At 71.0% G+C, this 12027-nt stretch carries 11 protein-coding genes; 4 read left to right on the top strand and 7 right to left on the bottom strand.

The features are described from left to right. Nucleotides 1-154: 154 nt before the first annotated feature. Nucleotides 155-1345 (bottom strand): glutathionylspermidine synthase family protein, encoded by a 1191-nt coding sequence (locus ACZ4D5_RS18260; protein WP_467773365.1) that lies wholly within the window; start codon nucleotides 1343-1345, stop codon nucleotides 155-157. A 25-nt stretch (nucleotides 1346-1370) separates the two neighbouring features. Continuing rightward, a complete protein-coding gene (locus ACZ4D5_RS18255) occupies nucleotides 1371-1784 on the bottom strand; it encodes a hypothetical protein (protein WP_467773364.1) in 414 nt (137 codons plus the stop codon). A 166-nt stretch (nucleotides 1785-1950) separates the two neighbouring features. Here ACZ4D5_RS18255 and ACZ4D5_RS18250 point away from each other — a divergent pair, with 166 nt between their 5' ends. Continuing rightward, nucleotides 1951-2781, top strand: a complete 831-nt coding sequence (locus ACZ4D5_RS18250; RefSeq protein ID WP_467773583.1) for a DMT family protein — start codon at nucleotides 1951-1953, stop codon at nucleotides 2779-2781. Between the two features lie 339 nt (nucleotides 2782-3120). Here ACZ4D5_RS18250 and pdxR read toward each other — a convergent pair whose 3' ends face one another. After that, nucleotides 3121-4533, bottom strand: a complete 1413-nt coding sequence (pdxR, locus tag ACZ4D5_RS18245; RefSeq protein ID WP_467773363.1) for a MocR-like pyridoxine biosynthesis transcription factor PdxR — start codon at nucleotides 4531-4533, stop codon at nucleotides 3121-3123. Nucleotides 4534-4580: 47 nt separating this feature from the next. Here pdxR and ACZ4D5_RS18240 point away from each other — a divergent pair, with 47 nt between their 5' ends. Genes ACZ4D5_RS18240 through ACZ4D5_RS18230 form a run of 3 tightly spaced genes read left to right on the top strand, consistent with a single transcriptional unit; the run spans nucleotide 4581 to nucleotide 6291 of the window. Next, nucleotides 4581-5123 carry a carboxymuconolactone decarboxylase family protein gene (locus ACZ4D5_RS18240; protein WP_467773362.1) on the top strand — a complete coding sequence of 181 codons (543 nt, stop codon included), beginning with the start codon at nucleotides 4581-4583 and terminating at the stop codon, nucleotides 5121-5123. Then, nucleotides 5120-5566 carry a carboxymuconolactone decarboxylase family protein gene (locus tag ACZ4D5_RS18235; protein ID WP_467773361.1) on the top strand — a complete coding sequence of 149 codons (447 nt, stop codon included), beginning with the start codon at nucleotides 5120-5122 and terminating at the stop codon, nucleotides 5564-5566. The genes ACZ4D5_RS18240 and ACZ4D5_RS18235 overlap by 4 nt, the downstream gene beginning before the upstream one ends. Then, nucleotides 5563-6291 (top strand): isocitrate lyase/PEP mutase family protein, encoded by a 729-nt coding sequence (locus ACZ4D5_RS18230; protein ID WP_467773582.1) that lies wholly within the window; start codon nucleotides 5563-5565, stop codon nucleotides 6289-6291. Before ACZ4D5_RS18235 ends, ACZ4D5_RS18230 begins: the two co-directional genes overlap by 4 nt. 73 nt (nucleotides 6292-6364) lie before the next feature. On the opposite strand, the gene ACZ4D5_RS18225 is transcribed toward ACZ4D5_RS18230, so the two are convergent. Genes ACZ4D5_RS18225 through ACZ4D5_RS18210 form a run of 4 tightly spaced genes read right to left on the bottom strand, consistent with a single transcriptional unit; the run spans nucleotide 6365 to nucleotide 11973 of the window. Then, on the bottom strand, nucleotides 6365-7348 hold the full coding sequence (locus ACZ4D5_RS18225) for an ABC transporter substrate-binding protein (protein ID WP_467773360.1): 984 nt from the start codon (nucleotides 7346-7348) through the stop codon (nucleotides 6365-6367). Nucleotide 7349: 1 nt separating this feature from the next. Beyond that, nucleotides 7350-9326 carry an ABC transporter permease gene (locus ACZ4D5_RS18220; protein ID WP_467773359.1) on the bottom strand — a complete coding sequence of 659 codons (1977 nt, stop codon included), beginning with the start codon at nucleotides 9324-9326 and terminating at the stop codon, nucleotides 7350-7352. Next, a complete protein-coding gene (locus ACZ4D5_RS18215; protein WP_467773358.1) occupies nucleotides 9326-10444 on the bottom strand; it encodes a quaternary amine ABC transporter ATP-binding protein in 1119 nt (372 codons plus the stop codon). The genes ACZ4D5_RS18220 and ACZ4D5_RS18215 overlap by 1 nt, the downstream gene beginning before the upstream one ends. Beyond that, nucleotides 10441-11973 carry a GMC family oxidoreductase gene (locus ACZ4D5_RS18210; protein ID WP_467773357.1) on the bottom strand — a complete coding sequence of 511 codons (1533 nt, stop codon included), beginning with the start codon at nucleotides 11971-11973 and terminating at the stop codon, nucleotides 10441-10443. The genes ACZ4D5_RS18215 and ACZ4D5_RS18210 overlap by 4 nt, the downstream gene beginning before the upstream one ends. Nucleotides 11974-12027: the final 54 nt, after the last annotated feature.

Here is a 12027-nt window from a genome sequence, read left to right as displayed (position 1 = left end):
GACCGGATACTGCACAGAGAACTGAGGGTGCCGGGAGCGGACAGGGCATGAGTGACACACGGTGCGCCCGCCGGGGCCCCGGCGGGGCCGAAATGCCTTGCCGATAAAGGTGACTTCGGACGTCATCAAGGTTTCACAGAGTTACGTCAAGAATTCACAGAATTACGTGCGGGATGAACCGCGCGTACTCGTCCGTGACGAGCCCCGACGACTCCCGGATGCCGAGCCCCGCCGCCTCGCCCTCCACGACCCACGCGCCGAGGACGGCCCGGTTGCCGTCGAATTCCGGCAGCGGCGCCAACTCCTGGTAACAGCAGGCCTCTTCACGCGCGGCCGCCTCGGACTCGGCCCCCGGCTCGTGCACCGTCACTCCCGCGCCCTCCCTGCCCAGCAGCGGCTTCGCCACGTAGCCCGTGGACGCGGCCAGTTCGCGCGGGCCGTCCAAGTAGGCCGGCAGCAGGTTCGGGTGGCCCGGATACAGCTCCCACAACACGGCGAGCAGCGCCTTGTTGGACAGGAGCATCTTCCAGGCGGGCTCGATCCACAGCGTCGATCCGGTGCCACCGCCGTTGTCGAGGGTCTCCATGACGTGCGGCGCGAAGCGGTCCGTGGTGAGCCACTCCCACGGGTAGAGCTTGAAGCAACTGCGCATGAAGCGGAGCTTCTTGTCGACGAAGCGGCGCGAGAGACGGTCCCAGCCGATGTCCTCCATGGAGATGGACTCCGTGGCCAGGCCCGCCTGGTCGGCCGTCTCGCGCAGATAGGCGACCGTCATCAGGTCCTCGCCGAGCTCGTCGGCGGCGGAGTGCGCGAAGTACAGCGGGCCGCCCGGCGGCAGCAGCGGGGCCTGCTTCTTCCAGGCGTCGACGAGGCGCTCGTGCAGGGAGTTCCACTGGTCGGCGCCGGGAAAGCGCTCCTCCATCCAGAACCACTGCGGGCTCGCCGCCTCGACCAGGGAGGTGGGCGTGTCGGCGTTGTACTCCAGCATCTTGGCGGGGCCCGTGCCGTCGTGGCGCAGGTCGAACCGACCGTACAGGGACGGGAGTTCCTCGCGCCTGCGCCAGGCCTCGGTGACGGCGTCGGCCACCCGCGGGTCCGTGATGCCGAGGTCGGCGAGGCGGTCGTGCTCGACGATGTGCGCGGCGGCGGCCAGGCACATCGCGTGCAGCTCCTCGACGACCTCCTCCAGCGCCTCCACCTCGGGGAGCGAGAAGACGTAGTACGCGCTCTCGTCCCAGTAGGGGCGCAGGGTGCCGTCGGGGTAGCGGGTGAGCGGATAGATCAGCCCCTGGTCCTCGACGGTCTGCTGCCAGCCGGGGCGGGGTTCCGTGGTGCGGCGTTCCATGGCGTGGGTGTCCGTGTCGTCCCGGTCAGCCGCCGCCGCTGCCGCTGCCCGAGCAGCCGAAGCCGTCGCGGTCGACGGCCTCGCTGCGGCTGAAGGTGCCGTAATCGGCGTAGCGGCCGTCGACCTCGGAGTCGTAGTACCAGGCGGGGTCGGGACGGCCGGAGGACTTACCGGAGCCGGTGCCGGAGCTGGTGCCGGTGCCGGTGCCGTACGAACCCGAGCCCTTCTTGCGGGCCTTGCCCGACGAGGACGACGACCCCGACGACGAGCAGTTCTTGTCGGCCATGACCTTGTACCCGAGGAGCGCGTCGTAGCTGTCCCGGTCCACGCAGCGCCGGTCCGGATCCGAGCCGCAGGAGGTCAGGGCCGCCGCGAGGACGCCCATGCCGCCGAGGACGACGGTGCTGGAGCGCAGCCGCCGTGGTTGCTTCTGTGTCATGTGGTGCCGGTCCCCCGTGCTGTTCCGCGCTTCGTACGCGATGTCGCGTACACGATCAGCGATCAGCGTAGGGAAGCGCCCGCGCACCGTGCCAGGCGGCTCCACCGGATATCCCTTGGGTCTCCTTTGACTCACCTTCATCTAAAGTCACTTCGTGTCTCTTGGGATGATTTGCGCACTCGGCTCAGCGGTCTGTTTCGGCACGGCCTCGGTTCTGCAGGCGGTCGCCGCGCGCGCCACCGCGCCGGGCACCGGCTCCGGTGTCGATCCGGCGCTGCTGGTGCGCGCCCTGCGCCAGTGGCGCTACCTCGCGGGGCTCGGCCTCGACGGTCTCGGCTTCCTGCTGCAGATCGTCGCCCTGCGCTCCCTTCCGATCTACGCGGTGGGGGCGGCGCTCGCCGCGAGCCTCGCCGTCACGGCGGTGGTCGCGGCGCGGCTTCTGCACGTGCGGCTCAGCGGCGTCGAGTGGGGTGCGGTGGGCGTCGTCTGCGCGGGGCTCGCGATGCTGGGGCTCGCGTCCGGGGACGAGGGGGATCACGGGGGTTCGACGACGCTTCGGTACGTGATGCTGGGCGTCGCCGTGGCCGTGCTGGTGCTCGGTGCCGTGGCGGGGCGGTTGCCGGACCGGGGGCGGGCACTGGCGCTCGGGCTCGGGGCGGGGTGCGGCTTCGGGGTGGTCGAGGTGGCGGTGCGGCTCATCGACGACGTGTCGCCGGGGGCGCTGGTCGCCAATCCGGCGACGTACGCCTTGGTGGTGGGCGGAGGGGCGGCGTTTCTGCTGCTGACGTCCGCGTTGCAGCGGGGGTCGGTGACGGCCGCCACCGCCGGGATGGTGATCGGGGAGACGATCGGGCCCGCGTTGGTCGGTGTGGTCTGGCTTGGTGACCGGACGCGGGAGGGGCTGGGGTGGCTGGCGGTGCTGGGGTTCGCCGTGGCCGTGGCGGGGGCGTTGGCGTTGGCCCGATTTGGAGAGGCGCCGGCGGAGGGGGCTCGGTAGGCCTCCGGCGGTTCTCTCCCCAAGCCCGCCCCTTCCCGAAACTGGGGCTCCGCCCCAGACCCCGCTCCTCAAACGCCGGAGGGGCTGAAAGAAGACAAGCGCCGGAGGGGCTGAAGGAACAAGCGCCGAACGGGCTGAAGCCCTCGCGCCGGACAGGCTGAAGCGCTCGCACCGAACGGGCTGAAGCGCTCGTGCCGGACGGGCTGGGGATTTTGCGTCGGACGGGATCCGGCTATCCAGCCCGTCCGGCGATTGAGGACGAACTCGGCGGAGCCGGTGATCCACGGCGGCCCTCGGTGATCGCCCGGACACGGGACACCGTCACAGCGCGGAGCATCGTCACGGCAGCACCCTGCACAGCGCCTCCAACGCCCCCGTCCACGCATGCTCCGCAGGAGTCCCGTACCCCACCACCAGCGCGTCCCGCTGCCGCGCCGTCGCCCGTGGGTGGCGGAAGCGGGAGAGGCCCTGGACCGCGAGGCGTTCCCAGTTGGCCGCCTGGACGATGGACTGCTCCGTGCCCGGCGGGAGTTCGAGGACCGCGTGGAGGCCCGCCGCGATGCCCGTGGCGCGGACCTCGGGAGACCGCGCCGCGAGCGCCTCGACGAGCTGGTCGCGGCGGCGGCGGTAGCGGAGGCGGGCGCCGCGCACATGGCGGTCGTACGCACCCGACGTGAGGAACTCCGCCAGCGTCAGCTGGTCGGGCGTGCCGCAGGACCAGCCCGCCGCGTCCTTCTCACCGAGCACCTCGTCCCGCACGCCGGACGGCACCACCATCCAGCCCAGGCGCAGGCCGGGCGCGAGGGACTTGCTGGCCGTGCCGAGGTAGACCACGCGCTCGGGGTCGAGGCCCTGGAGCGCGCCGACGGGCTGGCGGTCGTAGCGGAACTCGCCGTCGTAGTCGTCCTCCAGGATCAGCCCGCCCTCGCGCCGCGCCCAGTCGACCGCCGCCGCCCGCCGGTCCGGGAGCAGCGGCACGCCCATCGGGAACTGGTGCGCGGGGGTCAGCAGGACCGCCTTCGACGAGCCCGCCCCGGAGCCCAACCCGGCGGTGCTCGTGCCCAGTTCGTCGAAGCCGAGCGGCGCCGTGCGCAGGCCAGCGCGGTGCAGCAGGTCCCAGTGGACGTCCAGGCCGTACGACTCCACGGTCACCTCCCGCAGGCCTCGGCGGCGCAGGACGGCGCCCATGAGCGACAGGCCGTGCACGAACCCGGCGGTGACGACGATGCGGTCGGGGTCCGCGTGGACGCCGCGCGCCCGCGCGAGGTACCCGGCAAGGGCCTCGCGGAGTTCGACGCGGCCGCGCGGATCGCCGTACCCGAGCGCGTCGTTGGGCGCCTTCGCCAGGGCACGGCGGGCCGCCTTGAGCCACTCCGCGCGCGGGAAGGAGGAGAGGTCCGGGGTGCCGGGACTCAGGTCGTACGTCGGCGCCCCGACGGGCCTGCGGGTCGGCGCGGGGCGTACCGGCGGCGCCACGACCCGCTCCGCCACCCGTGTGCCCGACCCCTGCCGCGCGGTGAGCCAGCCCTCGGCCACCAGGTCCGCGTACGCGTCGGCGACCGTGTTGCGCGCGATGCCGAGGTCGGCGGCGAGGGAGCGGGACGACGGCAGGCGGGTACCGGGGGCCAGGCGGCCGCCGCGCACGGCCTCCCGCAGCGCGTCGGTCAGGCCCTTGCGGACACCGTGACGCGAGGCGCCGCCGCCCGTCTCCAGGTGGAGGTCGACGCCCAAAGTGGCCCAGGTTTCTCCCATGGAAATGGACCATACCCGTGGGCTACCGCGACCGTAGGGTCAATGCCATGACGACGAACGAGATGACGCACGAGAACGCCACCGAGAGCACCGCCCGGGCCGCCTCCGCCAAGGAGTACGTCCACGAGCACACCCCCCGCCTCGCCTGGGCCAAGCACGCCCCCGAGGTCTTCAAGGCCATGATCAAGCTCGACACGGCCGCCCGCAGGGGACTCGACCCGGTGATCTTCGAGCTGGTCAAGATCCGCGCCTCGCAGATCAACCACTGCGCCCTCTGCCTCGACATGCACACCAAGGACGCGCTCGCGGCCGGCGAGAGCGTCGAGCGGATCATCCAGCTCAGCGCGTGGGAGGAGTCGCAGCACTTCTACACGGCCAAGGAGGTCGCCGCGATCGAGCTGACCGAGGCGATCACCGTCCTCACCGACGGCTTCGTGCCGGACGAGGTGTACGCGAAGGCCGCCGAGCACTTCGACGAGGCCGAGCTCACCCAGCTCATCGCCGCGATCACCGTCATCAACGCGTGGAACCGCTTCGGCGTCTCCACCCGCCAGGTGCCGGGCCACTACAAGGCGGGGGACGTCAAGTGACGCCTCGCACCACACACTTGGACAAGGGCGTCGCCGGCGCGATGAGCGCGCTGAGCGCCGCCGCCAAGAAGGGGCTCGGCGATCCCGTGCTCGCCGAGCTGGTGATGATGCGGGCCTCGCAGATCAACGCGTGCGCGTTCTGTCTGGACATGCATGTGGACATCGCGCTGAAGAACGGCGAGACGCCGAAGCGGATCGCGCTTCTCAACTCCTGGGAAGAGGCCGGGGAGTTCTTCGACGAGCGCGAGCGGGCGGCGCTCGCGCTGACCGAGGCGGTCACCGTCCTCACCGACGGCTTCGTGCCGGACGAGGTGTACGCGAAGGCCGCCGAGCACTTCGACGAGGCCGAACTCGCCCATCTCATCGGGCTGATCACCGTCATCAACAGCTGGAACCGGTTGATGGTCAGCCGCCGCATCGAGCCCGGAGGCCCCGCGTGGTGAACCCCGTCGACACCCTGCGCGCCCTGCACCACGGCCGGGCCCCCGGCGATCCGCTGATCCTGCCCGGGCCCTGGGACGCCGCGAGCGCCCGGGTCTTCGAGGAGGCGGGCAGCCCCGCGCTCGCCACACCCAGCGCGGGGATCGCGCTCTCCCTCGGGTACGAGGACGGGCAGGTGCCGCCGAAGGAGATGTTCGCGGCGGTCGCCCGGATCACGCGGGCCGTGTCCGTGCCGGTGACGATGGACGCCGAGACCGGCTACGGCCTCGCGGCCAAGGAGCTGGTGGACCGGATCCTGGACGCGGGGGCCGTCGGCTGCAACCTGGAGGACTCCTACGGGGGCAAGGGCGCGACGGGGATCCTGCGGGATCCCCGGGAGCAGGCGGAGTGGCTCGCGGAGGTGCGGGAGGTCGCGGGGGAGCGGCTCGTCATCAATGCGCGGGTGGATACGTTCGTACGTGGTGTCGCGGACCCGGAGCGGGCGATCGAACGGGCCCGGCTGTACGTGGCGGCGGGGGTGGACTGCGTGTATCCGATCCTCGCGCCGGCGGAGGCGATTCCCGTGCTGCGGGCGGGGATCGAGGGACCGCTGAACTTCCTGGCCACGGCGGATGGTCCCGCTCCGCGGGAGTTGGGGGAACTCGGGGCCACGCGGGTCACGTTCGGGCCCGGTCTGCTGCGGCGGGCCATGGGGGCCTTGCGGGGCATGGCCGATGAGTTGACGTAGACGTGGCGGTGCCCACCCGTGCCGGCCTTGCGGCACGGGTGGGCACCACGAACAACAGCGACAGCCGCGGCGGCTACTTGGGCAGCCACGCCTTCCACTTGTTCTCGTTCTTGTCGATCCACGCCTTCGCCGCGTCGTCCGGCGACATCTTCTTGTCGGCGATCATCAGGGAGACCTCGTTCTGGTCCTCCTCCGACCACGTGAAGTTCTTCAGGAACTCCGCGGCGTCGCCGCCGTTCTTGGCGAAGTCCGCGTTGAAGTACTTCTGCAGCGGCGTGTGCGGATAGGCGCACTTGATCTTGGCGGGGTCGGCGTCGCAGCCCTCCTTGTACTCGGGCAGCTTCACCTCCGTCATCGGCACCTTCTCGAACAGCCACTGCGGCTTGTACCAGTAGGTGAGGAACGGCTTCTTCTGCTTGGCGAACTGCTCGATCTGCGTGATCTGCGCCGCCTCGGACCCCGCGAAGACGACCTCGTAGTCCAGGTCCAGGTTCTTCACCAGGGCCTTGTCGTTCGTCACGTACGACGGGGAGCCGTCCATGAGCTGGCCCTTGTCGCCGCTCTCCGACGTGCGGAACTGGTCGGCGTACTTGTTGAGGTTCTTCCAGTCCTTGACGTCCGGGTGCTTCTCGGCGAAGTACGTCGGGACGTACCAGCCGATGTGCCCCGTCACGCCGACGTCGCCGCCGGGGACGATCGTCTTCTTGTCCTTGACGTAGCGCTGTTCCTGCTCGGGGTGGCCCCAGTCCTCCATGATCGCGTCGACGCGGCCCTGGCTGAGGGCGTCCCAGGCGGGGACCTCGTCGATCTGGACCTTGTCGACCCGGTAGCCCAGCTCGTTCTTGAGCAGGTACTCGGCGACGGCGACGTCCGCCTGCGCGCCGACCCAGGACTGGACCGAGAGGGTCACCGTCTTGGCTCCGGCGGCGTTCGCGTACGGCGACGCCTGCTTGGTCATGTCGGCGGCGCCGCAGCCGGAGAGCGCGAGCAGCGCCCCGGTGGCCGTGACGGCGCTCATCACACGTGCACGACGTGTACGAAGCGTACGAACTCGCATGTCACGCTCCCTTCTTCGCGCGCGGTGCCCTGCGTTCCGTCGGCTGCGTGACCCGGTCGAGCATCAGGCCGAGGCAGACGATCGCGACACCGGCCACCAGGCCGGTCGCCAGGTCGCCCTGCGCGATGCCGAACACCACGTCGTAGCCGAGCGCGCCGCCGCCGACCAGACCGCCGATGACGACGACGGCGAGGACCAGGACGACGCCCTGGTTGAGGGCGAGCATGAGCGCGGGGCGGGCCAGCGGCAGCTGGACCTGGCGCAGCTGCTGCCAGCTGGTGGCGCCGAGCGAGCGCGAGGACTCCATCGCGGCGCCGTCGACCTGGCGCAGCCCCTGCGTGGTGATGCGCACGACGGCGGGCAGCGCGTAGACGACGGCGGCGGCGACCGCGGGGGCGCGGCCGATGCCGAAGAGGGCGACGACCGGGATCAGGTACACGAACTGCGGCATCGTCTGGAAGACGTCGAGCACCGGGCGCAGCAGGCGTTCGAGCCGCTTGCTGCGGGAGGCCGCGATGCCGATGGCGAAGCCGAGGACCAGCGTCACGGCGACACCGGCGAGGACCTGCGCGAGCGTGTCGAGGGACTTGTTCCACACGCCGAGCACGCCGATCGCGCCCATCGCGGCGACGGCGGTCAGAGCCGTCTGCCAGGTGCCGATCAGCCACGCGAGCGCGGCGACGATGAGGAGGACCGACCACCAGGGCAGGCCCTGCAGGCCGTCGCGGACCGGGTTGAGGACCCAGGTGGTGAAGTGGGCCGCCCAGTCGGCGGTGCCGCCGACGACGGGCACGCCGGTGTAGATGTGGTCGACCATCCAGTCCTTGGCCGTGTTGACCGACGGGGCGATGTTGACGACCCAGTTCGTCGGCCAGTCCACGCGGTCCGCGAAGCGGGCGGCGAGCGCGACGACGACGGTCACGCCGGCCGCGATCGACCAGCCGCGCCAGCCGCGCAGCGGCGAGTCGTCCTCGGCGTACGCGCCCATGCGCGCACCCGCGGCGCCCGTCACGCGGTCCAGGACCACGGCGAGCAGCACGATCGGGATGCCCGCGGCGAGCGCCTGACCGACGTCGACGGTGGACAGCGCCTGGTAGACGCGGTCGCCGAGGCCGCCCGCGCCGATCACCGAGGCGATGACGGCCATGGAGAGCGCCATCATGATCGTCTGGTTGACGCCGAGCAGGAGCTGCTTGAGGGCCAGCGGCAGGCGCGCGGAGAACAGGCGCTGGCGCCCGGTCGCGCCGAGCGAGCTCACCGCCTCCATCACGCCGCCGTCCGCGCCGCGCAGGCCGAGCGCGGTGAGCCGGGCCATGGGCGGAGCGGCGTACACGACCGTCGCGATGACGGCGGCCGGGACGCCCATGCCGAAGACCAGGGCGAACGGCAGCAGGTACGCGTACGCGGGAAGGACCTGCATGGTGTCGAGGACCGGCCGCAGGACGCGGAAGACCCGGTCGTTGAGTCCGCCCGCGAGGCCGAGCAGGAGGCCGAGGACGACCGAGGCGAGGACCGCCACGATCATCAGGGCCAGCGTCTGCATGGTCGGCACCCACATGCCGAGCAGTCCGCACACGGCGAACGACGCGGAGGCCATGACGGCGAGCCTGACGCCCGCCACGCGCCAGGCGATCAGCCCGGCCGCGGCGGTCACGCCGGCCCATCCGGCGGCGAGCAGCACCAGGTAGACGGCGCGCACGGAGAGCACGATCGCGTTGCTGACGTGCCCGAAGAAGTAGGTGAACAGCCAGTGGCTGTCGCGGTTGTCGATGATCCAGTCGGTGGTCTTGCCCAGCGGCTCGGTCAGATCGACGGTGAGGGCGTCCGGCCAGGCGCCGGAGGCCCACTTGGCGTTGACGATCGGCACGATGACGGCCGCGACGACGGCGAGCAGCAGGAGCTTGCCGACGGCGCGGTGCCTCAGGAGCGCGCCGATTCCCGTATCTCGTACGGGGCTGGATGCGGTGGCGGTGGCCATCAGGCGACCACCTCGCCCTGGCCGGGGATCGTTGGCGCGGCGGCCTCGGTGCCCGCGACGACGGCGAGCAGACCGGCGTGGTCCACCACGCCCAGGCACCGCTTGCCGTCCATGACGCGCACCGGGAAGCCGGAGCGCGCGACGGCCTCGATGGCCTCGGCGACCTTGGCGTCGGGCGCGAGGGCCGCGCCGCGGGTCTCCTCGTCGGCGTCGGCGGGGCGCATGGCGCTGCGCACGCTCATCACGTCGGCGCGCGGCACGTCGCGGACGAAGTCGCGCACGTAGTCGTCGGCCGGGGAGCCGACGATCTCCTCGGGGGTGCCGAGCTGGACGACGCGGCCGTCGCGCATCAGGGCGATGCGGTCGCCGAGCTTGAGGGCCTCGCCGAGGTCGTGGGTGATGAAGACCATCGTGCGGCCCTCCTCACGGTGCAGGCGCACGACCTCTTCCTGCATGTCGCGGCGGATCAGCGGGTCGAGCGCGCTGAACGGCTCGTCGAACAGCAGGACCTCGGGGTCCACGGCGAGGGCGCGGGCCAGGCCCACGCGCTGCTGCTGGCCGCCGGAGAGCTGGCCGGGCTTGCGCTGTTCGAGGCCTTCGAGGCCGACCTTCTTGACCACTTCGAGGGCCTTGGCGCGGCGCTCGGCCTTGCCGACGCCCTGGATCTCCAGGCCGTACGCGACGTTGTCGAGGACCGAGCGGTGCGGCAGCAGGCCGAAGTGCTGGAAGACCATGGCGGCGCGGTGGCGGCGCAGTTCGCGCAGCCGGGCCTTGTCCATGGCGAGGACGTCCTCGCCGTCGATGGCGAGGGAGCCGGAGGTCGGCTCGATGAGGCGGGTCAGGCAGCGCACGAGCGTGGACTTGCCGGAGCCCGACAGGCCCATGACGACGAAGACCTCGCCCTTGTTGACCTCGAAGGACACATCGCGCACAGCGGCGGTGCAGCCGGTCCGCTCGCGCAGTTCGGCCGGGCTCAGGCCGTGCAGCGAGGTGTCGTCCGGTATTCGCTCGGCGCCGGGGCCGAAAACCTTCCAGAGCTTCTCGACGGCGAAGACGGGACCGCCTTCGTGCGCCTTCTTGCCGGTGTCCGTGGACGTCGTCACGGTGGCCTCGCTCATCGGCCGTCACCACCAAGGATCTCGGCACATTTCTCCCCGACCATGAGCACTCCGATCATCGGGTTCACGGCAGGCATCGTCGGGAAGACGGATGCGTCCGCGATACGGATTCCGGCCAGGCCCCGGATCTTCAACTCCGGGTCGACCACGGCGAGTTCATCAGTGGAAGCGCCCATTCGGCAGGTGCCCGCCGGGTGGTAGACGGTGTGCGCGGCCTTGCGCACCAGTTCGCTGATCTCCTCGTCCTCGGTGACGTCCGGGCCGGGGAAGACCTCGCGCTTGAGCCACTTCTTGAACGGCTCGGCCTCGGCGACCCTGCGCGCCAGCTTGATGCCGTCGACGAGCGTCTGCCCGTCGTAGTCGCCCTCGTCCTCGAAGTACTTGAAGTCGAGCGCGGGCTTGACCTCGGGGTCGGCCGACGTGAGGTAGAGACGCCCGCGGGCACGGGACTTGGGGATGTTCGGCGTCATGGAGACACCGTGCTCGGGGCGCTCGTAGCCGAGGCGCTCCGGGTTGTCGGTGAACGGGATCTGGTAGAAGTGGAACATCAGGTCCGGGCCCTTGTGCTCCGGGTCCCGCTTCACGAACAGACCGGCGTCCGAGTCCATCGCGGAGTTGCCGGGGATCGGCCCGTTGGTCTCCCAGACGATGACCGACTCGGGGTGGTCGATGAGGTTCTCGCCGACGCCCGGCAGGTCGTGCACGACCGGGATGCCGAGTGCTTCGAGGTCCTTCTTGGGGCCGATGCCGGAGTGCAGGAGCAGCCGCGGCGTGTCGACGGCGCCGGCGCAGACGAGCACCTCGCGGCGGGCGGTCAGAAGCTTCTCCTCGCCCTCCTTGGTGCGCACGTGCACGCCGCGCGCGGTCTTGCCGTCAAGCTCCAGCTTGTGCGCCCAGGTCTCCAGGAACAGGTGGAGGTTGGGGCGGTCACCGGCCTCCATGTGGGGGTGCAGGTAGGCGACGGACGCGGAGGAACGCTTGTTGTTCTCCGGGTGGTACGAGAGGTCGAAGAAGCCGACGCCCTCGTCGAACGGCTTGTCGTTGAAGCCGACGACCTCCGGGACGCCGAGGGCGGTCTTCGTCGCCTCGACCCAGTCGGTGGCGATCTGGTTCTGGTCCTTCTTGGCGACGCGCACGATGTTGTTGCGCAGCTTGCCGAAGTAGGGGTCCATCGCCTTGGCGTTCCAGCCGGTGGCGCCCGCCTCCTCCCACTCGTCCCAGTCGGACGGCAGCGGCTTGAAGGAGATCAGGGTGTTGTGCGACGAGCACCCGCCGAGCACCTTGGCGCGGCTGTGCAGGATGTGCGAGTTGCCGCGCGGCTGCTCGGTGGTCGTGTACTCGTAGTCGAGCTCACCGCCGAGCAGGCCGAGCCACTTGCGCAGCGTGAGGACGTCCTCACGGCCGATGTCGCTGGGTCCGCCCTCGATGACGGCGACGGTGACGTCCGGGTTCTCGGTGAGACGGGACGCGATCACCGATCCTGCGGTGCCGCCACCGACGATGACGTAGTCGAACTCGGTCTGGGACATGCGTGGTGCTCCTCTTCCTGCGAGGTCGTGCCAAGGTGCTTGCGCGTAAGGGGC

It is taken from the genome of Streptomyces sp. NPDC025651 (assembly GCF_055558735.1).
The sequence above is the reverse complement of the archived record's forward strand: the minus strand, read 5'-3'. Positions and strand labels throughout refer to the sequence as shown.